We start from the raw sequence: 19,523 nt of genomic DNA, 5'->3' as shown, positions 1-19,523 counted from the left end.
ACGTGAGAGGGATGCAGATTCGAATTGCGAAGGCGACGCGGGAAGGCAACTGGCGTAGGGGGAGAGCCCTGCAACGGATGTTGACCCGCACGTTGTCCGCCAAGCTGTATGCGGTACGACGTGTTACGCAAAATCAGGGTGCGCGAACGGCTGGAGTCGATCGCGAACTTTGGGATTCGCCTGACAGCCGATGGCTTGCTGTCGGCAGGTTGAAGCGGCGCGGATACAAGCCTCTGCCTTTACGGAGAGTCTTTATCCCCAAGGCCAATGGAAAAGAACGCCCTTTGGGCATTCCGACCATGCGGGACCGGGCGATGCAAGCCCTGTATCTGCTGGCCTTGGAGCCTGTGGCAGAGTCAACGAGCGACCCGAATTCGTACGGATTCAGGATCAACCGCTCTACGGCAGATGCCATGGCCCAGATACGTGTTTGCACGTCCCGGAAGGATTCGTCTCGATGGGTACTGGAAGCCGATATCAAGGGGTGTTTTGACCACATCAATCACGACTGGCTGGAGAGTCATGTCCCAATGGACCGGGAAATCCTCCGGAAGTGGTTGAAAGCTGGCCTGATTTATAGAGGTCAGCTTCAGGCGACTGAGGCTGGTACGCCGCAGGGAGGGATCATCTCCCCGACGCTGGCGAATGTGACGCTGAACGGACTGGAGCAGGGACTGGACGCGTACCTACGTACGAAGTACACGACCGCGACAGTCAAGAAGCTGAAGGTCAATGTGGTGCGGTACGCGGATGACTTCGTGATCACCGGCGACTCGAAAGAATTGCTGGAACAGGAAGTCAGGCCTTGGATAGAGGCATTCCTCGCGGTTCGAGGCTTGCAACTATCCGAGGAGAAAACGCGGATCACTCACATCGACGATGGCTTCGATTTCCTTGGGTGGAATTTCCGGAAGTATTCGGGAAAGATGCTCATCAAACCGAGCAAAAAGAATGCGCAAGCGTTCTATCGCAAGGTGTCGGAAACGATCAGTGGTAACAAGGCGGTGCGGCAGGAGGATCTAATCCGCTTGCTTAATCCGATGCTACGGGGCTGGGCGCAATATCACCACCCCGTATCAGCCAAGCAGGCGTACAACCGCATGGAGTATCTGGTTTTCCAGAGGCTCTGGTGGTGGTCGAAGCGCAGGCACCCGCAGAAGAACGCCAATTGGGTGAGAAAGAAATACTTTCACTCGGTGGGCGATCGAAATTGGGTGTTTGCCGCTCCCATTGTTTGGAAAGATGGCAGCAAAGGGCTGTTTGAGCTGTACCAGCTCAGCGGTACGGTTATCAAATATCACACGAAGATCAAGGGCGAGTTCAATCCTTTTGATCCGACGTGGGAGCAGTACGGTGAACAGTTGCGGCAGGAGCGCGCGTGGCACTCGATGCGCTACCGTAAGCACTGGGCCCAGCTGTACATGTCGCAACGCGGGCTCTGCGCGCATTGCGGCTGCGCTCTGACGGACGAAACGGGCTGGCACGACCATCATCTGGAGTATCGGATGCATGGTGGGTCGGACGCGCTGTCTAATAGGGTGTTGCTTCACCCGCACTGCCACCAGCAGGTGCACGCTGGTAAAATTGCCGTAACTAAACCGGCTCTGTCTTAGACTGAGCTTTGCTTGTAGGCTTGAGCTGTATGCGGGGAAACTCGCACGTACAGTTCTTAGGGGACCCTTCTTCCGAGAGGAAGGGGGGCTACCCTCCAGCCGCCTTGCGGCGCCCCTCGCTCAAGTGCCACCTCATGTGCTGTCATAAGCCGCCCTGAGGGCACGGGCGTGGCCCATCGGCTACCTGCCCTGGTTCTGCCCGCATTTCGTCTGCTTTTCTCGTCTCTGGCGGACGTGCCGCGTCATAATTCCCCGTATTCGGCGGACTTGCCCGGGTCCCGGTTTTTCCGCCCCCGCTTGTTCGCCCAAGCCCATCAACAGGAAGAAGTGCCCGCCGTGAAACCGATTCTCAAATCCAACAAGTTGTTGAATGTCTGCTACGACATTCGCGGGCCTGTCCTCGAACATGCGAAGCGGCTCGAAGAAGAGGGCCACCGCATCATCAAGCTGAACATCGGCAATCTCGCGCCGTTCGGCTTCGACGCGCCGGATGAAATCATCCAGGACATGATCCTGAATCTGCCGGGCTCGTCCGGCTACTCGGATTCCAAGGGTGTGTTCGCCGCGCGCAAGGCGATCATGCACTACACGCAGCAAAAGGGCGCGCATGGCGTCGAACTGGACGACATCTACATCGGCAATGGCGCCTCCGAGCTGATCGTGATGGCGCTGCAGGGCCTGCTGAACGACGGCGACGAAGTGTTGCTGCCCGCGCCGGATTACCCGCTGTGGACCGCAGGCGTCAGCCTCTCCGGCGGCACGCCCGTGCATTACATCTGCGACGAATCGAACAGCTGGATGCCCGATCTGGACGACATTCGCGCGAAAATCACGCCGAATACGCGTGCGCTCGTCGTCATCAATCCGAACAACCCCACCGGTGCGCTCTACTCTGACGAACTGCTGCTCGGCCTGATCGAGATCGCCCGCCAGCACGGCCTCGTGATCTTCGCCGACGAGGTCTACGACAAGATCGTCTATGACGGCAAGAAGCACACGTCGATGGCCGCGCTCTCGGAAGACGTGCTCACCGTCACGTTCAACAGCCTCTCGAAGAGCTACCGCTCGTGCGGCTACCGCGCCGGCTGGATGTTCATCTCGGGCCTGACCGGCGAGAACCGCCGCAATGGCAAAGACTACTTCGAAGGGCTCGGCATTCTGGCCTCGATGCGCCTGTGCCCGAACGTGCCCGGCCAGTACGCGATCCAGACCGCGCTCGGCGGCTATCAGAGCATCAACGACCTGATCGTGCCGAGCGGGCGCCTGTACAAACAGCGCGAACTCGCGTATGACATGCTGACGGCCATCCCCGGCGTGAGTTGCGTGAAGCCCGAGGCGGCGCTGTATATGTTCCCGCGCCTCGACCCGAAGATTTATCCGATCAAGGACGATCAGCAGTTCATCCTCGACCTTCTGCTGGAAGAGCGCGTGCTGCTGGTTCAAGGCACCGGTTTCAACTGGAAGACGCCGGATCACTTCCGCGTCGTGTTCCTGCCGAACGTGGACGACCTCGCGGATTCGATCAACCGGATCGCGCGCTTCCTCGACGGCTACCGCAAACGCCACACGGCTTGAGATGGACGGCGCGCCCGGCGCGCGCCGCTGCCAGCCCCAGTTTCCTTTTAATCCCTTACTCGAAAACACACGCTGCATGGAACCGATCAAAGTTGGACTGCTGGGCTTCGGCACGGTAGGCAGCGGCACCTTCACGGTACTGCGCCGCAATCAGGAAGAAATCAAACGCCGCGCGGGCCGCGGCATTGAGATTGCGCGCATTGCCGTGCGCAATCCCGCCAAGGCGACCGCGGCGCTCGGCAGTGAAGCCGGCACTGTGGCGCTGACCGATGACTTCAACGCGGTGGTCGACGATCCGTCGATCGATATCATCGCGGAAATGATCGGCGGCACGGGCGTGGCGCGCGACCTCGTCCTGCGCGCGATCAAGAACCGCAAGCATGTGGTCACGGCCAACAAGGCGCTGCTCGCCGTGCACGGTACGGAGATTTTCGAAGCGGCGCGCGCCAACGGCGTGATGGTGGCGTTCGAGGCGGCGGTGGCGGGTGGCATTCCGATCATCAAGGCGCTGCGCGAAGGGCTCACGGCCAATCGCATCCAGTACATTGCCGGCATCATCAACGGCACGACGAACTACATCCTCTCGGAGATGCGCGACCGCGGGCTCGATTTCGCGACCGCGTTGAAAGCCGCGCAGGAACTGGGTTACGCCGAAGCCGATCCGACCTTCGACATCGAGGGCGTGGACGCCGCCCATAAGGCGACAATCATGAGCGCGATCGCGTTCGGTGTGCCGGTGCAGTTCGACAAGGCGTACGTCGAAGGCATTAGCAAACTGGCTGCAATCGACATCAAATACGCTGAAGAACTCGGCTACCGCATCAAGCTGCTTGGCATCTCGCGCCGTACGGACAAGGGCATCGAATTGCGCGTGCATCCCACGCTGATTCCGGAAAAACGCCTGCTGGCGAACGTGGAAGGCGCGATGAACGCGGTTGTCGTGCACGGCGACGCGGTTGGCTCGACGCTGTACTACGGCAAGGGCGCGGGCGCGGAGCCGACGGCATCCGCCGTGGTGGCCGACCTGGTCGACGTGACACGTCTGCATACGGCGGACCCGGAGCATCGCGTTCCGCATCTGGCGTTCCAGCCGGACAGCCTGTCGAGCACACCTATCCTGCCGATCGACGAAGTGACGAGCGGCTACTACCTGCGCCTGCGCGTGGCCGATGTGACGGGCGTGCTGGCCGACATCACGCGCATCCTGGCGGATCGGGGCATCTCGATCGACGCGCTGCTGCAGAAGGAATCGGAGCAGGTCGACGCGAACGGCAAGGGCGAAACCGACATCATCCTGATTACGCACGAAACGGTTGAAAAGAACGTCAACGCCGCGATCAAGACGATCGAAGCGCTGAAGACCGTTGTCTCGCAAGTCACGAAGCTGCGCATGGAAGCGCTGAACTAGGCCGAATATGAACTACCTCTCTACGCGCGGCGCCGGAGCCGGCGAGCGCCATACGTTTTCCGACATTCTGCTGGGCGGTCTTGCGAAAGACGGCGGCCTGTACCTGCCGGCGGAATATCCGCGCGTCACGGCTGACGAACTGGCGCGCTGGCGCACGCTGCCGTACGCGGATCTCGCGTTCGAAATCCTGTCGAAATTCAGCGACGACATCCCCGCCGAAGACCTGCGCGCGCTGACGCGCAAGACCTACACGGCTAAGACGTATTGCCACGTGCGCGACGACGAAAGCGCCGCGCAGATCACGCCGTTGAAGACGCTGGGCGTCGAGAACGGCGCGCCGCTGTCGCTGCTGGAACTGTCGAACGGTCCGACACTCGCGTTCAAGGACATGGCGATGCAGTTGATCGGCAACCTGTTCGAGTACGCGCTGGCCAGACACGGCGAGACGCTGAACATTCTGGGCGCAACGTCGGGCGACACCGGCAGCGCAGCGGAATACGCGATGCGCGGCAAAAAGGGCATTAGCGTCTTCATGCTCTCGCCGCACAAGAAGATGAGCGCGTTCCAGACTGCGCAGATGTACAGCCTGCAGGACCCGAACATTTTCAACATCGCGGTCGAGGGCGTGTTCGACGACGCCCAGGACATCGTGAAGGCGGTTTCGAACGACCACGCGTTCAAGGCGAAGTACAAGATCGGCACAGTCAACTCGATCAACTGGGCGCGCGTCGTGGCGCAAGTCGTGTACTACTTCAAGGGCTACTTTGCCGCGACGAAGTCGAACGACGAGCGCGTCTCGTTCACGGTGCCGTCGGGCAATTTCGGCAACGTATGTGCGGGCCACATCGCCCGCATGATGGGTTTGCCGATCGAGAAGCTGGTGGTCGCGACGAACGAAAATGACGTGCTCGACGAATTCTTCCGCACCGGCATTTACCGCGTGCGCAAGGCGGCAGAGACGTACCACACGAGCAGCCCGAGCATGGACATTTCGAAGGCTTCGAACTTCGAGCGTTTCGTGTTCGACCTGCTGGGCCGCGACCCGGCGCGCGTGCTGCAACTGTTCCGCGACGTCGAAGAGAAGGGCGGTTTCGACCTGGCGGCGAGCGGTGATTTTGCGCGCGTGAAGGAATTCGGTTTCGTGTCGGGCCGCAGCAGCCACGAGGACCGTGTGGACGCGATCCGCGACGTCTTCGAGCGTTACGACACGATGATCGACACGCACACGGCAGACGGCCTGAAGGTAGCGCGCGAGCATTTGCAAGCGGGCATTCCGATGATCGTGCTGGAGACGGCGCAACCGATCAAGTTCGGCGAAACGATCCGCGAAGCGCTGCTACGCGAACCGGAGCGCCCAGCCGCATTCTCGGGCCTGGAATCGCTGCCGCAGCGATTCGAAGTGCTACCGGCGGACGTACAGCGCGTAAAGGACTTCATCGTCGCGAACACGGGCGAGTAACACCGTGAGTATCGAGCGCGACAGCGTCGCGGTCGATGCGACGGGCGAGATTGGTTTGAAGAAGTGCTCTTCGGCGCGCGCAGCGCCGCCGGAAGAATGACGCCCTTGTCACTGGCGCATGCAGGGGCACGAACCCAGATTCCAGATGCACCACTACCCTGTGTAAACTACGGGCCCCGCTTAGCAGGAGTGGTTTGAGCCGCTTTCTTTTGCCTACTTTTCTTTGCGGCATGCAAAGAAAAGTAGGTGCCGCCCCGCACAGGGGCAACGCTAATAGACCACTAACAATTCAAGGAAAGGCACAAAAACCAGATCAAGGAACGGCCACCGCCGAAGGCAAAAAAACCACCATAACACCCACCCACCACCGTCCACCAAGTTCGACCGCTACAATATTCCTTTAACCAGCGGCTTCGAGACCAGAAGATGTCCACCCCAACGCCCCGCGCCCCGATGCTCTCCACTGCCGAAGCGTTGGCGACCCTGCTCAGCGCAGCGAGCCCGATCACCGGCACGGAATCGATCCCCACGCTAGACGCGCTCAACCGCGTGCTATCGGCAGACGTTACGTCGCCGCTCGACGTCCCCCCCATGAACACCAGTTCAATGGACGGCTACGCGATCCGCACAGAAGATCTGGCAACCGATGGCAACCGCCGCCTGCCGGTCTCGCAACGCATTCCTGCCGGCCATGCGCCCGAGCCGTTAAAACCCGGCACGGCAGCCCGCATCTTCACCGGCGCTACGGTGCCCCCGGGCGCCGACGCGATCGTGATGCAGGAGCAAACCGAGGCCGCCGGCAACGAAGTCACGATCCTCCACAACCCAGCACCCGGCGAATGGATCACCGCGCAAGGCGCCGACATCCGTAACGGTTCGACCATCCTTCCAGCGGGCACGCGCCTGACGCCGCAGGCATTGGGACTCGCCGCGTCGGTCGGCTGCGCCGAACTCCAGGTGCGCCGCCGAGTAAAAGTCGCCGTATTCTTCACCGGCGACGAATTGACCATGCCTGGCGAACCGCTGAAACCCGGCGCGATCTACAACTCGAACCGTTTCACGCTGCGCGGGCTGCTGGAAAAACTAGGCTGTGAGGTGACCGACTACGGCATCGTCCCCGATAAACTCGACGCGACCCGCGCGACGCTGCGTGAAGCGGCGCAAGCGCACGATCTGATCCTCACCTGCGGCGGCGTGTCGGTCGGCGAGGAGGATCACGTCAAGCCGGCAGTCGAGGCGGAGGGGCGCCTGTCGATGTGGCAGATCGCGATGAAACCCGGCAAGCCACTCGCCTTCGGCGCGGTGCGCCGTGCCGCGCAGCAGACCGATGCGGCTGCGTCAGCCGAAACCTTCTTCATCGGCCTGCCGGGCAATCCGGTTTCCAGCTTCGCGACCTTTTTGCTGTTCGTTCGCCCGTTCGTCCTGCTTCTGGCCGGCATGCAGACGGTGGCGCCGCGCGCGCTGTCGCTGCGCGCGGATTTCACGCAGAAGAAGGCCGACCGGCGCAACGAATTCCTGCGCGCGCGTATCAATGCGGCCGGCGGCCTCGATCTGTTTCCGAATCAGAGCTCGGCCGTGCTGACGTCGACGGTGTGGGGTGACGGCCTGATCGACAATCCGCCGAGCCACGCGATCAGCGCCGGTGAGAACGTGCGTTTCATCCCCTTTTCCGAATTGCTGAACTGAGGCCGGCAAAGCCGGCGGGTTTCCCGATGAAGATTCAACTCCGATATTTTGCAAGCGTGCGCGAAGCGCTCGACACCGCCGACGAAACGGTCGATCTGCCGGACGGCATCTCGACCGTCGGCGACGTGCGCGCCTGGTTGCGCGTGCGCGGCGGCACCTGGGCTGACACCCTTGCCGAAGGCCGCGCGCTGCGCATGGCCTGCAATCACGTGATGACCGATGCCGGCGCACGCGTCACCGAAGGTTGCGAGGTCGCGTTCTTTCCGCCCGTCACCGGCGGTTGAGACGCGTCGAATCGTCGCTAAAAAACCCGCCAGATCACGCTAAACCTCGCCAAGCCGCCCAGGAGCCAGATATGCCCGTTCGCGTCCAGACGGAAGACTTCGACCTCACTGCCGAGGTCGCCGCGTTGCGCGCGCGCAATCCGAAGATCGGCGCGGTGGCCTGTTTTGTCGGCACCGTGCGCGACCTGAACGACGGCAGCACGGTCGAAACCATGGAGCTCGAACACTATCCGGGCATGACGGAGAAGTCGCTGGAAGCGATCGTCGTGAGCGCGCGCGAGCGTTGGCCGGGAATCGAGGTGCTGATCGTGCACCGGGTCGGCAAGCTGTATCCGCTCGACCAGATCGTGCTGGTGGCGACCACCGCCGCGCATCGGGGCGATGCCTTCGCGTCGTGTGAGTTCGTGATGGACTACCTGAAGACCCAGGCGCCGTTCTGGAAGAAAGAGAAAACCGAAGAGGGCGAGCGCTGGGTGGATGCCCGCGTCGCCGATGACGCGGCGCTGGCCCGGTGGGGTATCGAGTCGGGTAACCAGGAAGAGGATTAGGAGGGCGCCGGGTTTCAGGTCCCGAAGCTGACCGGGCGGCGCGCCCAGAACGCTTCAGCGCATCTTCAGTGCAAGTTCGGGTACCTGCGCGTCATGGCCTACGTGCGGCCCTGAGACACCGCTTGGGCACCTCCGTCAGTCAGTCTTCGCCTTGCCGATGATCCTCGTCGGGAACGGCTCACCCGGTCGCCGCGTCGAGGCGCCCGGCGCATGCGGTTCGTGCGGGTCATCGTCGCGCGGACGCTTCGGCGCGACGCGCTCCAGCAACGCCTGCTGCTCCGCCGGAATCTGGTAATCCCAGCCGAAGCGGCTCAACTGCAAACTCTGCGCGATACGCAGCGCCGGCTCCATGAAGCGCACCGCGGCAGCCGGCTGATAGCGCGACTCCACCGTATCCAGAAACAGATACAGCCAGCGGCTGAAATGCTGCGGCTCGACGCCCTCGAGCGGCTGATGCGCCTGCTGCACATTGCCGCGGTATTGCTTCGCGCCCAGCACAAGACTGCCCCAGAACGTGCACATCTTGGGCAAGTGGTCGTCCCAACGGCCCGCCAGCGTCGCCTCGAACACTGGGCCCAGCAGCGGATCGGCGCGCACGCGGTCGTAAAAGCCGTAGACGAGCTCGCGAATATTCGCCTCAGTAGGTTCGGCGGCGCGCTCGACAACCGGTGCGGCGGGAAAAGAGGGATTCATGCTAATTCCAGATAATGTCGTTATTCATTATGAATCGCCACATGGCGCCACAGACCGTCAGGAATGACCTCAAACTGTGTCCAAACAAAAGGAAGTAGGCCACGAATGCCCCGCTTTTCGTATGAATGGCCCGTGCGGGAAACGTTACCATTACTGCCGAAAGACAAACACCGACTGTCAGCGCAAAATAAGAAAACATGCGTAGCGCCAGCATCTTATGGCGAAGCGACGGCTCCCGGCAACCCTTGCATCGACGCGGTTATCCCCCGGATCGCGGCTTGCGCTCATCGTGGCACCTGCACTTATGAGACTGACCGACTATACGGATTACTCACTACGCGTCCTGCTGTACCTCACCGTCCGCGGTGAAGGGTTATCGACCATTCAGGACATCTCGGACGCGTACGGGATATCCAAGAACCATTTGATGAAGGTGGTGCAGCAACTCGGCGAACTTGGCTGGGTCGAGACGGTGCGCGGGCGTAACGGCGGGCTGCGGCTCGCCGAACAAACCAGCGCGTTGACCGTGGGTGAGATCGTGCGGGCCACGGAAAGCGACTTTGCGCTGGTCGGCTGCTTCCCGGACCAGCAAAACGAGCGCCGGGCCTGTGTCATTACATCGCACTGCCGACTGCGCGGCGTGCTCGAGGCGGCGCGCAACGCGTTCCTCGCCGAACTCGACCGTCATACCATCGGCGAGGTTGCAACGCCGCACGGCCCGCTGGCAGCGCTGCTTGGGTTAAGCGCTGTCATCCCGATCGTGCCGGTTGCTTCTGCTGGCGGCGCCACGCCGGCTTCCTGAAACCTGCGGGCAAGTTCTCGCGCGTCAAATGTTAAATAGTTGTTGCTGATTGCAAAAAAGCGCTTGAAACCTGCGTAAAACGCCTCAATTTGGTGGTAATTGAAATTGGAGGTCTCTTGATGAGAATCGACAAACTTACCACTAAATTCCAGGAAGCACTGGCCGACGCGCAGAGTCTGGCCGTCGGTCACGACAATCAATACATCGAACCGGTTCATGTCCTCTCGGCGCTCGTCGCCCAGCAGGACGGGTCGGCGCGTTCGCTGCTCTCGCGTGCCGGCGTGCATGTCCAGGCGCTGCAAACCGCGCTGAACGATGCCATCACGCGCCTGCCGCAGGTACAGGGCACCGACGGCAACGTGCAGATCGGCCGCGAACTGACCGGCTTGCTGAACCAGGCGGACAAGGAAGCACAAAAACTCAACGACACGTTCATCGCGAGCGAGATGTTCCTGCTCGCGGTTGCCGACGATAAAGGCGAGGCCGGGCGTCTGGCGCGCCAGCACGGCCTGTCGCGCAAGTCGCTGGAAAGCGCGATCGCGGCGGTGCGCGGCGGCTCGCAAGTGCATAGCCAGGACGCCGAAAGCCAGCGCGAAGCGCTGAAAAAGTACACCGTCGACCTGACCGAGCGTGCGCGGGCAGGCAAGCTCGACCCCGTGATCGGCCGCGACGACGAAATTCGCCGCTCGATCCAGATCCTGCAGCGTCGCACCAAGAACAATCCGGTGCTGATCGGCGAGCCGGGCGTCGGCAAGACCGCGATCGTCGAAGGACTCGCGCAGCGTATTGTCAACGGCGAAGTGCCGGAAACGCTCAAGGGCAAGCGCGTGTTGTCGCTGGACATGGCGGCGTTGCTGGCCGGCGCGAAATACCGCGGCGAGTTCGAAGAACGCCTGAAGGCCGTGCTGAGCGACATCGCGAAGGACGAAGGCCAGACCATCGTCTTCATCGACGAAATTCACACGATGGTCGGTGCGGGCAAGGCCGAAGGCGCAATGGACGCCGGCAACATGCTCAAGCCGGCGCTTTCGCGCGGCGAACTGCATTGCGTCGGCGCCACCACGCTCGATGAATATCGCAAGTACATCGAAAAAGACGCCGCGCTCGAGCGCCGTTTCCAGAAGGTGCTGGTCGACGAACCGTCGGTCGAAGCCACCATCGCGATCCTGCGCGGTTTGCAGGAAAAGTATGAGCTGCATCACGGCGTCGACATCACCGACCCGGCGATCGTCGCGGCAGCCGAACTGTCGCATCGCTACATCACGGATCGTTTTTTGCCGGACAAGGCCATCGACCTGATCGACGAAGCCGCTTCGAAGATCAAGATGGAAATCGACTCGAAGCCGGAAGAGATGGATCGGCTCGACCGTCGTTTGATCCAGTTGAAGATCGAGCGCGAAGCCGTCAAGAAGGAAAAGGACGAAGCGTCGCAAAAGCGTCTGCAACTGATCGAAGAAGAAATCGAGCGGCTGGATCGCGAATATTCGGACCTCGAAGAAATCTGGACCGCGGAAAAAGCGGCGGTGCAGGGCAGCGCGCAGTTGAAGGAAGATATCGAAAAAACGCGTGCGGAAATCGTTCGCTTGCAGCGTGAAGGCAAGCTGGAGAAGGTCGCCGAGTTGCAGTACGGCAAGTTGCCGGGTCTTGAAGCGCAGTTGAAGGAAGTGACCCAGGCCGAAGCGAAAGAGCAGAACAATCCGACGCGTCCGCGTCTGTTGCGCACGCAGGTCGGCGCGGAAGAAATCGCTGAAGTCGTCTCGCGTTCCACCGGCATTCCGGTGTCGCGCATGATGCAGGGCGAGCGCGAAAAGCTGCTGCAGATCGAAGAGAAACTGCACGACCGCGTGGTCGGTCAGGACGAAGCGATCACCGCGGTGGCGGATGCGATTCGCCGTTCACGCGCGGGTCTCGCGGATCCGAACCGGCCGTATGGCTCGTTCCTGTTCCTTGGGCCGACCGGCGTGGGCAAGACCGAGCTGTGCAAGGCGCTGGCGTCGTTCCTGTTCGATTCGGAAGATCATCTGATCCGCATCGACATGAGCGAATTCATGGAGAAGCATAGCGTCGCGCGTTTGATCGGCGCGCCGCCGGGCTACGTCGGCTACGAGGAAGGGGGTTACCTGACCGAAGCCGTGCGCCGCAAGCCGTACAGCGTGATCCTGCTCGACGAAATCGAGAAGGCGCATCCGGACGTGTTCAATGTCCTGCTGCAAGTGCTCGACGACGGCCGCATGACCGACGGCCAGGGCCGTACCGTGGACTTCAAGAACACGGTGATCGTGATGACGTCGAACCTCGGTTCGCAGGTGATCCAGGCGATGGTCGGCGAGCCGCAGGAAGCGGTGAAGGACGCGGTCTGGGAAGAAGTGAAGCTGCACTTCCGGCCCGAGTTCCTGAACCGGATCGACGACGTCGTGGTGTTCCATGCGCTCGACCGTTCGAACATCCAGTCGATCGCGCGGATTCAGTTGCAGCGTCTGCATGAACGGCTTGCCAAGCTCGACATGCAACTGGTGGTGTCGGACGCGGCGCTCGAGCACGTCGGCAAGGTCGGCTACGATCCGCTATTCGGGGCGCGGCCGCTGAAGCGCGCAATCCAGCAGGAGATCGAGAACCCGGTCGCCAAGCTGATACTCGCCGGCAAGTTCGGTCCGAAGGATGTGATTCCGGTCGAAGTGGAAGACGGCAAGCTGGTGTTCGACCGCGTCGTGCATTAAGTGGTGTTCTAGTCACCCCTGCGGCGCGTATCGCAGCTCCGACAGGGCGGACGTGGTGAACTGCCCCTGACGGACGAATGAAAAAAGGGCAACGAATCAAGATTCGTTGCCCTTTTTATTTGCCGCGGTGCGCCCGGATCAGCGCGGCGGCGGCCGATACGTTCGGCGTTACGCGTTGCCCTTCCCGAACAGCGACGACAGACTGCCGAGCGCGCCGAGCACGCTGCTCGCGTTCACCTGGCCCTCGGCGGGCACTTCACCATTGGGCGTCGCCGCGTTGACGACGTGCGGCAGAATCTGTGACAGCAGACCGGTGACCTGATCCGGTTGCACGCCGGCCTTCGCCGCGAGGTTGGTGACGACGTCCGACCCAAGCACGCTGTGCAGGGCGTCGGGCGAGATCGCCTGATTCTCGCCGTTGCTGACCCACGACGACACGACGTCGCCGAGGCCCTTTTCCTTGAAGCTGCTGATCAGGCCGTTCAGGCCGCCCGGCTGGTTGTTGACGAATTCCAGCGCGGCTGAAACGAGGGCTTGCTGGCCACCGCCTTCAGGCGATTTGCCAACCAGGGAACCGATAGTGTCGAGTAGGCTCATGACGGTCTCTCTTGAATGCCGACCCGTGTTTGACGAGTCAGCGGGTGAAAACGCCGCGCGGTCGCGCGGCGCCGATGGAAGGAAGGTAGACGGAAGCGGGGCCGCGCTTATGTGTGCATCACGCGCGCATCGCGCGTGACCGGCGAGGCCGCCATGCGGCCGGTACTCAACCCGATTTACGCCCCGCCAGAGGCTGCTGCAGCCGATGCAGCCTTGCTCTTCTTCGCCTTCTTCTTCGAAGCCTTGGTGCCGGATGCGTCGGCCGGCGCGCTGGCAGCGGCCGCTGTGGCCGGCGCGGAAGCAGCCGCGGCGTCGGACGCCGCGGCCTTGCTCTTCTTCTTCGACTTCGACGCTTTGGTGCCGGACGCCTCGGCAGGTGCGGCCGGTGCCGCTGGTGTTGTTGTCGCGGCCGCGGTAGTCGCCGCAGGAGCGGCCGCCGGCGCCGCCTTGGTGCTGGCGGTGCTACTGGATTTCGAGGCAGCCTTGGCGCCCGTAGGCGGCGTGGACGAGCCGTTGATCGTCAGACCGGCTGCTTCGAGATTGGTCACCGATTTGGTGCCGATGCCTTTGACGCGGGTGGCGAGATCATCGGCATCCTTGAACGGGCCGTTCTTGGTGCGTTCGTCGATGATCGCTTTCGCATGCACCGGCCCGATACCCTTGACCGATTCGAGCGCCGCCTGATCGGCGGAATTTACTTCGACGGCTGCCGCAAATCCGGCCGACAGCGACAAAGCCAAAGCAACGCAAAGCATCAAAAGCTTCTTCAGCATGGCAAGCACTCCATTGAGGGCAAAAAAAGTTAGCCGCAAAGGGAAAACTCGGGACGACGCACCTTGTCAGCAGGCGCTGCGCTTAAGCATAGAACAAATTGCGCGCCCTTATTTGCGAACGCCGACGATTTATACCGATCGATTCATGACAAGTAAATCAGGCTGGACATTATTTGAAGCTTTTGCCTGGCGATTAAGCAGTTATGAGTTTATCAGTCCGCCGTAAATAACGACAAGGCAGATAAATGACAGCGCCTTCTACTTGACTTAGAGTGCACTCGAAGTCCTAACCTGAGTTCCGTCATGTCGAAAATGTCAAAAGCACTCACCATCGGCGAGGTCGCCGGAACGATCGGCGTCTCCACCCATACGCTGCGTTATTACGAGCAGGCCGGCCTGATTCGGGCGGTCGGGCGCACGCAGGCGGGGCATCGCCTGTATTCGCCGGCCGATCTCGACTGGCTGCAGATCGTGATGCGCCTGAAGGCGACCGGCATGCCGATCGCCGGGATGCAGGCGTTCGCGGCACTGCGGACAGAAGGTCAGTCTACGGTGGGTGAGCGCCGCGACTTGCTGGTGGCGCATCGGGATGCCGTTTTGGCGCGGATCGCCGAGTTGCAAAGCAATCTCGGCGCGATCATCGACAAAATCGCTTACTACGAAGAAGCAACTGCGCAGCAAACCGTTGGGCGGACGCCCGCCGCGAGCACTCCGACACGACAGATCGACGAAACCCAATCACTTTCGCATTCGGACAAGGACTCACCATGGAACACGCACAAAACGATCGCTACACCCGAGGCTGGGACAAACTGAAGGAAATCGACGGCTCGACCGGCGAGCAGGTGATCGCCGCGCTTGCGCCGATCGCGCCGGATTTCGGACGCCTGGTGATCGAATTCGGCTTCGGCGATATCTACAGCCGGCCGCAACTCGACCTGCGCGCCCGCGAGATCGCGACGATTGCATCGCTGGCGACGCTCGGTTGTGCGCAACCGCAGTTGAAGGTGCATATCGAGGCGGCGTTGAACGTCGGCTGCACGCGCGAGGAGATCGTCGAGGTGTTCATGCAGATGGCGCTCTATGCGGGCTTCCCGGCGGCGCTGAACGCGCTGTTCGCGGCGCGGGAGATTTTCGAGCGGCGCGATCTGGCGTTGGAGGAGCGGCAGGCACCGAAAGAGGCGCAGGCGGCTTGAGACAAGAGAGAAGGGCGGGCGGCTGCCGGGTGCGGCCGTTTTTACAGCGTCCAACATGCAACTAACGGTCCGCTATCGCATGCCACTTCGACGTCGCGCTGCGGATATGGCCGGAAAACCCAGCTAGCATGGGTGGGGCTTTTCCCGCGGTCTTGCACGCCAACTCCCACGATCCGGTCGAATGCTCCCGGCAAGCCCAGCAAGCCCGGCAAGGGCAGCAAGCCGATTGAGCCCAACAAGCCTCCTCAAGCCGCCGAATCCACCCTGACCACCGCCTCGGCACCCAAATACCGCTTGCTCACACCACGCCAGTACAACAGCAAACCGATGCCGGCAATCGCCAGGCTCGCCGTATTGGCGACCCAGAAGCCGCGCGCGCCGGTCAGCCATTCCGGCGTAAAACCCGTGACATTAAATCCGAGCAGATACCCGCCGCCGAGCCCCACGCCCCACAGCGCAACCGCATAGATAACGGTCGGTACGACCGCCACCTTGTACGCACGCAGCACGAACGCGGTGGTGATCTGCAACGCATCGAACAGGTGATAGCACACGACGATCAGCACCAGCGGCATCGCCGCCGCCGCGACCTGCGCGTTCGGCGTATAGCCTTCGATCACGTACGGCCGCAGCACCAGCACGATCACGCCGTAACAGCAGGCAATCGCCACAGCCATCATGATGCCGTGCCGCGACAGCGTGCGCGCCGCTTCCGGGCGATGCGCACCTAATGCCTGGGCGACCAGCGTCGACGAGGCAATCCCGATCGCCAGCGGCGTCATATAGAGCACCGCACCGATGTTGCCGGCGATCTGGTGGCCGGCGAGCGTCGTCGTGCCGAAGCGCGCAATGAAGAGCGCCATGAACGTGTAGGAGGTGACTTCGATCAGGTACGACAGACCCATCGGAATGCCGAGGCGCAGTTGCGCCGCCTGCCGGCGCCAGACGGGCCAGCAGAAGTGGGCAAAGATCGCGAACGGCTTGAACACGTCGACGCGCGTTAACAGCAGCATCCCCACTACGGCCAGCCCCCAGTTGATCGTGGTGCTGGCAAGCGCGCAACCCGGTCCGCCGAGCGCCGGCACACCGAGTCCGCCAAAGATGAACCATGTGTTGAGCGGAACCTTGAGCAGCAGTGCGCCGATCTGCAGGATCATCACGAGCCGCGGTTTGCCGACGGCATTGGTGATCGAGCTATAGACGCGAAAGGCAAGGCCGGCCGGCAAGCCAAACGCCAGAATCTGCAGGTAGGCGACCGTGCGCTCATGCAGCGTCTCGGGCACGCGCGCGAGCTGCAGCACGCGCCCCGGAAAATAGAGAATCAGAAAGCCGATCACGGTCAATGCGAGCGCGAGCCACAAGGCCTGGCGCACTTCCTCGCCGATCTCCGTGTAGCGGCGCGCGCCATACAGTTGCGCGGTGATCGGTTGCAGCGCGGTGAGGATGCCGGTCAGACCGATGTAGACGGAAATGTAGATCGACGAGCCGAGGCCGAGCGCGGCGAGATCGACGGCCGAATAGCGGCCGACCATCGCCGTGTCGATCACGCCGAACGCGATGATCGCCAGTTGGCCGATCAGCACGGGCCATGCGAGTCCGGCGATTTTCCGTACGTCGGCGAACATGCTCAGTCCGGCTTCTTATGCCAGTTGCGGCGTTTGACGACCGGCGGCTTCGGACGGTCGATCCGCACGTACAGGCGGAAGCGTTCGTCGCGGTCGGCTACGCGGCGGCCTTCCCACACCAACTTCCACATGAAGTCCGACATGGCGCTCGGATCGCCGAAGTCCTGGGTGTCCTGACGCAGGATCACGTCGCAATCCTGATTGAACGAGAAATGCATATCGCCGAAATAGGCGAAGGTCGCGATCTGCGCGTTACCGAGGCGCACCGGCGAGATGCAGGTGTAGTCCTCCGGCAGATGGCTCGCGATCTGCTCGGCGACGTCCTTATAGGTCCGGCTGTAGTTGACGACCGGCAGCCACAGCGTCATCAGCAGCACCCACATCAGCGTCGTGCCGGCGCTCGAGAGCACCACGCTGCGCCACAGGACTTTCGGATGACGGGCGAGACGCCATTGCACGAGGACGAACCAGCAGATCGTCACGGCGACCGCGCACACGAACGACAGGACTTTGAACTGCGGCGCAAAACCCGGGGCGAGACGCGCCAGGTTGCGTGCGAGCGGATGCGGGAAGCCGGTCAGTCCGGCTATGTACACCAGCCAGACGAAGCTGCCGAGGATCGTGAAGCTCAACAGTGCGAACCAGTCGATCGCGTTGATCGCGCCGCGCTTGAGCGTGGGCAGCGCGAAGGCGGCCAGCACCGCGAGCGGCGGCAGCAACAGCATGTAAAGGCGGTTCGACTGATGGCTCTGCAACACGACCAACACGAGCAGCGGCCCGATCACCGACAGCGGAATCGCGACGTGCGGCGCGCGCCGTAGGCCCGACCAACTGAACCACGCCCAGAGCGCCAGTGGCCAGGCCGGCCAGGTAAAGAGCGGCAGATTCTTGAGCGCGTAGGCTGCCACCGAGCCGGGCGGCCCGGCGAACGACGACAGGCTGACGTGCACCCACTGGTTCAGGTACCAGACCGCGTCGTCGGGAAAGGCGGCGAGCGAGGCGATCGGCCACGCCACCGACAGCGCTAGCGCTACCGGCAAACCGGCCAGCAGCAGCCAGCGCGTGCGCGCTTCACGCACGATCAGCGCCATCGCCAGGGTTCCGAGCAACAGCGCGCCGACCAGCACCGGGCTGCTTGACAGGGTCACGAGGCCGAGCGCCAAGCCCCAGATCAGCGCGCCCTGAATGGGCTTGTCGATCATCCGCACGAGACCGTACACGAGCATCGCGATGCCGAAGAACTGCACGAGCTGCGGCGTGGTTTCGTGGCCGCGTTCGGCAAGGCCGAAGCAGGCGAGCAGGATCAGCAGTGCGCCGTCGGCGAGGGTGCGGCCGTAGTCGCGCGGCTCCGGTTCCCCGCCGAATGCATACTTGAACGGCTGCACTTCGGCGCGCCGCCCGAGGAGATAGGCCGCATACCAGACGAATGCACAGCCGGCGCAAAACAGCAGGCCCGTGAAGACGCGGGACGCGTTGCTCGCGTCGACCCACGGCGCGAGCGCGCGGATCGCGCTGGCACCGAGCCAGTACCCGAGCGGGCCGTCTTCCGTCATGTATTTACCGACCAGATTCGGCAGCAGCCAGTCGTGCGCGCTGCCGTTGGCCATCGTCCACATGACGCCGAAGCCGGCTGCGTCCTCGTTCTTCCACGGATCCCGGCCGAACAGGCCAAAAAATGCGTAGACGATACAGATGGTCAGCAGCAGCCAGCGCGGCAACGCACTGGTCGCGGAGGCAGTGAGGCGAACGGCAGGTCTCATGCGGTGTGTGGATATCGGATAAGCGGTGCAGCCGGGACCGGACGAATGGTCCGGCGGGAATGGCCAATTTGGAGCATCCGGCATTGTAGTCGTGCCGTGCGATGCGCGTCACGGCTGGTAATGGCTCGCAACGTCATTGGGGTGCCTGTAACACGTCGCCGCAACGGGCGGCAGGGTGCGACCAGGCGTCCGGGGTAAGGGGACAAAGAAGCAAGACAAACAAGCGCGACGAAGAAGCGGAGACAAAAAAGGGCAGCTCGCGCTGCCCTTTTTTGCTGCTGCTTCGTTGCGGGCCAAGGCCGGCGACGAGGCGGGTATTACTTCGCTGCTGCCTTGCCGGTAGCGCGCGAGCCGAACTTCTTGTTGAACTTCTCGACGCGGCCTGCCGTGTCCATGATCTTTTGTTGGCCGGTGTAGAACGGATGCGATTCCGACGATATTTCGATCTTGGCGAGCGGGTAGGTCTTGCCGTTGAATTCGGCGGTTTCACGCGTCTGGATGGTCGAGCGCGTGACAAACTTGAAGTCGATCGACATGTCGACGAACAGGACTTCGCGGTAATCCGGGTGAATGCCTTCTTTCATGGTCTTTCCTTTAATCTGGCGGTAGCCAACCCGCGAGCAGCCGCTACGAATGCGGACAGCATCTAGGCGCGAGCCACTTGCCTATGGTCGAAAAACGGCGATTATGCCAGAAAATCAGTCGCTTGACGACCTTTCTACCGGCTTTTTGCAGGGCTGTTAACTTTATCCCCCGTGTGTTAACGTTCCTGCTGTTCACGTCCATA

Annotated in this window: 18 protein-coding genes; 12 read left to right on the top strand and 6 right to left on the bottom strand. The window is 62.2% G+C overall.

What is annotated here, in order from left to right:
* The 7 genes from ltrA to moaE form a co-directional block, all read left to right on the top strand.
* On the top strand, window positions 1-1,613 hold a 1,613-nt coding region (gene ltrA / locus M0D64_RS43445; protein ID WP_266262143.1), incomplete at its 5' end, for a group II intron reverse transcriptase/maturase.
* Between the two features lie 327 nt (window positions 1,614-1,940).
* Window positions 1,941-3,188: a pyridoxal phosphate-dependent aminotransferase gene (locus M0D64_RS43440; protein WP_301717754.1), complete on the top strand. Its 1,248-nt coding sequence runs from the start codon at window positions 1,941-1,943 to the stop codon at window positions 3,186-3,188.
* Window positions 3,189-3,264: 76 nt separating this feature from the next.
* On the top strand, window positions 3,265-4,596 hold the full coding sequence (locus M0D64_RS43435) for a homoserine dehydrogenase (RefSeq protein WP_074284306.1): 1,332 nt from the start codon (window positions 3,265-3,267) through the stop codon (window positions 4,594-4,596).
* A gap of 7 nt (window positions 4,597-4,603) precedes the next feature.
* Complete coding sequence (thrC, locus tag M0D64_RS43430; RefSeq protein WP_154564784.1) at window positions 4,604-6,055, top strand: threonine synthase; 1,452 nt, start codon at window positions 4,604-4,606, stop codon at window positions 6,053-6,055.
* Between the two features lie 453 nt (window positions 6,056-6,508).
* Window positions 6,509-7,741 carry a gephyrin-like molybdotransferase Glp gene (gene glp / locus M0D64_RS43425; protein WP_266262144.1) on the top strand — a complete coding sequence of 411 codons (1,233 nt, stop codon included), beginning with the start codon at window positions 6,509-6,511 and terminating at the stop codon, window positions 7,739-7,741.
* 26 nt (window positions 7,742-7,767) lie between these two features.
* Window positions 7,768-8,025 (top strand): molybdopterin converting factor subunit 1, encoded by a 258-nt coding sequence (gene moaD, locus M0D64_RS43420; protein WP_154564782.1) that lies wholly within the window; start codon window positions 7,768-7,770, stop codon window positions 8,023-8,025.
* A 71-nt stretch (window positions 8,026-8,096) separates the two neighbouring features.
* Window positions 8,097-8,573, top strand: coding sequence for a molybdopterin synthase catalytic subunit MoaE (gene moaE / locus M0D64_RS43415; protein ID WP_054039446.1), 477 nt, complete (start codon window positions 8,097-8,099; stop codon window positions 8,571-8,573).
* A gap of 135 nt (window positions 8,574-8,708) precedes the next feature.
* Here moaE and M0D64_RS43410 read toward each other — a convergent pair whose 3' ends face one another.
* On the bottom strand, window positions 8,709-9,266 hold the full coding sequence (locus M0D64_RS43410) for a group III truncated hemoglobin (protein WP_266262141.1): 558 nt from the start codon (window positions 9,264-9,266) through the stop codon (window positions 8,709-8,711).
* A 304-nt stretch (window positions 9,267-9,570) separates the two neighbouring features.
* Between M0D64_RS43410 and M0D64_RS43405 the strand changes: the two genes are divergently transcribed.
* Window positions 9,571-10,068 carry an Rrf2 family transcriptional regulator gene (locus M0D64_RS43405; protein ID WP_266262140.1) on the top strand — a complete coding sequence of 166 codons (498 nt, stop codon included), beginning with the start codon at window positions 9,571-9,573 and terminating at the stop codon, window positions 10,066-10,068.
* A gap of 119 nt (window positions 10,069-10,187) precedes the next feature.
* Complete coding sequence (clpB, locus tag M0D64_RS43400; protein ID WP_093632636.1) at window positions 10,188-12,785, top strand: ATP-dependent chaperone ClpB; 2,598 nt, start codon at window positions 10,188-10,190, stop codon at window positions 12,783-12,785.
* Between the two features lie 168 nt (window positions 12,786-12,953).
* Here the strand turns inward: clpB and M0D64_RS43395 are convergent, their stop codons facing one another.
* Both M0D64_RS43395 and M0D64_RS43390 read right to left on the bottom strand, forming a co-directional pair.
* Window positions 12,954-13,382 carry a YidB family protein gene (locus M0D64_RS43395; protein ID WP_154564776.1) on the bottom strand — a complete coding sequence of 143 codons (429 nt, stop codon included), beginning with the start codon at window positions 13,380-13,382 and terminating at the stop codon, window positions 12,954-12,956.
* A gap of 176 nt (window positions 13,383-13,558) precedes the next feature.
* Window positions 13,559-14,155, bottom strand: coding sequence for a helix-hairpin-helix domain-containing protein (locus M0D64_RS43390; protein ID WP_266262139.1), 597 nt, complete (start codon window positions 14,153-14,155; stop codon window positions 13,559-13,561).
* Here M0D64_RS43390 and M0D64_RS43385 point away from each other — a divergent pair.
* The 3 genes from M0D64_RS43385 to M0D64_RS43375 all read left to right on the top strand — a co-directional run bounded on the left by M0D64_RS43385 (window position 14,154) and on the right by M0D64_RS43375 (window position 15,351).
* Window positions 14,154-14,381, top strand: coding sequence for a hypothetical protein (locus tag M0D64_RS43385; RefSeq protein ID WP_266262138.1), 228 nt, complete (start codon window positions 14,154-14,156; stop codon window positions 14,379-14,381). The genes M0D64_RS43390 and M0D64_RS43385 overlap by 2 nt on opposite strands.
* Before the next feature lie 77 nt (window positions 14,382-14,458).
* On the top strand, window positions 14,459-14,971 hold the full coding sequence (locus M0D64_RS43380; protein ID WP_266262137.1) for a MerR family transcriptional regulator: 513 nt from the start codon (window positions 14,459-14,461) through the stop codon (window positions 14,969-14,971).
* Window positions 14,923-15,351 carry a carboxymuconolactone decarboxylase family protein gene (locus M0D64_RS43375; RefSeq protein WP_154564770.1) on the top strand — a complete coding sequence of 143 codons (429 nt, stop codon included), beginning with the start codon at window positions 14,923-14,925 and terminating at the stop codon, window positions 15,349-15,351. Before M0D64_RS43380 ends, M0D64_RS43375 begins: the two co-directional genes overlap by 49 nt.
* Window positions 15,352-15,596: 245 nt before the next feature.
* Here the strand turns inward: M0D64_RS43375 and M0D64_RS43370 are convergent, their stop codons facing one another.
* The 3 genes from M0D64_RS43370 to M0D64_RS43360 form a co-directional block, all read right to left on the bottom strand.
* On the bottom strand, window positions 15,597-16,976 hold the full coding sequence (locus M0D64_RS43370; RefSeq protein ID WP_171929180.1) for an MATE family efflux transporter: 1,380 nt from the start codon (window positions 16,974-16,976) through the stop codon (window positions 15,597-15,599).
* 2 nt (window positions 16,977-16,978) lie between these two features.
* Window positions 16,979-18,736: a glycosyltransferase family 39 protein gene (locus M0D64_RS43365; protein WP_266262136.1), complete on the bottom strand. Its 1,758-nt coding sequence runs from the start codon at window positions 18,734-18,736 to the stop codon at window positions 16,979-16,981.
* Between the two features lie 317 nt (window positions 18,737-19,053).
* Window positions 19,054-19,320 (bottom strand): type B 50S ribosomal protein L31, encoded by a 267-nt coding sequence (locus M0D64_RS43360; RefSeq protein WP_154564764.1) that lies wholly within the window; start codon window positions 19,318-19,320, stop codon window positions 19,054-19,056.
* Window positions 19,321-19,523: the final 203 nt, after the last annotated feature.

Origin of the sequence: Paraburkholderia sp. WS6 (assembly GCF_030464835.1) — a bacterium.
Lineage (GTDB): Bacteria > Pseudomonadota > Gammaproteobacteria > Burkholderiales > Burkholderiaceae > Paraburkholderia > Paraburkholderia madseniana.
This window is presented reverse-complemented; position numbering and strand designations above follow the sequence as displayed.

Bases quoted from the DNA above. Each gene is read 5' to 3' on its own strand.
- M0D64_RS43435 (WP_074284306.1), top strand. From the start codon at position 3,265: ATGGAACCGATCAAAGTTGGACTGCTGGGCTTCGGCACGGTAGGCAGC.
- thrC (WP_154564784.1), top strand. From the start codon at position 4,604: ATGAACTACCTCTCTACGCGCGGCGCCGGAGCCGGCGAGCGCCATACG.
- glp (WP_266262144.1), top strand. From the start codon at position 6,509: ATGCTCTCCACTGCCGAAGCGTTGGCGACCCTGCTCAGCGCAGCGAGC.
- moaD (WP_154564782.1), top strand. From the start codon at position 7,768: ATGAAGATTCAACTCCGATATTTTGCAAGCGTGCGCGAAGCGCTCGAC.
- moaE (WP_054039446.1), top strand. From the start codon at position 8,097: ATGCCCGTTCGCGTCCAGACGGAAGACTTCGACCTCACTGCCGAGGTC.
- M0D64_RS43410 (WP_266262141.1), bottom strand. From the start codon at position 9,266: ATGAATCCCTCTTTTCCCGCCGCACCGGTTGTCGAGCGCGCCGCCGAA.
- M0D64_RS43405 (WP_266262140.1), top strand. From the start codon at position 9,571: ATGAGACTGACCGACTATACGGATTACTCACTACGCGTCCTGCTGTAC.
- clpB (WP_093632636.1), top strand. From the start codon at position 10,188: ATGAGAATCGACAAACTTACCACTAAATTCCAGGAAGCACTGGCCGAC.
- M0D64_RS43395 (WP_154564776.1), bottom strand. From the start codon at position 13,382: ATGAGCCTACTCGACACTATCGGTTCCCTGGTTGGCAAATCGCCTGAA.
- M0D64_RS43385 (WP_266262138.1), top strand. From the start codon at position 14,154: ATGGCAAGCACTCCATTGAGGGCAAAAAAAGTTAGCCGCAAAGGGAAA.
- M0D64_RS43390 (WP_266262139.1), bottom strand. From the start codon at position 14,155: ATGCTGAAGAAGCTTTTGATGCTTTGCGTTGCTTTGGCTTTGTCGCTG.
- M0D64_RS43380 (WP_266262137.1), top strand. From the start codon at position 14,459: ATGTCGAAAATGTCAAAAGCACTCACCATCGGCGAGGTCGCCGGAACG.
- M0D64_RS43375 (WP_154564770.1), top strand. From the start codon at position 14,923: ATGGAACACGCACAAAACGATCGCTACACCCGAGGCTGGGACAAACTG.
- M0D64_RS43370 (WP_171929180.1), bottom strand. From the start codon at position 16,976: ATGTTCGCCGACGTACGGAAAATCGCCGGACTCGCATGGCCCGTGCTG.
- M0D64_RS43365 (WP_266262136.1), bottom strand. From the start codon at position 18,736: ATGAGACCTGCCGTTCGCCTCACTGCCTCCGCGACCAGTGCGTTGCCG.
- M0D64_RS43360 (WP_154564764.1), bottom strand. From the start codon at position 19,320: ATGAAAGAAGGCATTCACCCGGATTACCGCGAAGTCCTGTTCGTCGAC.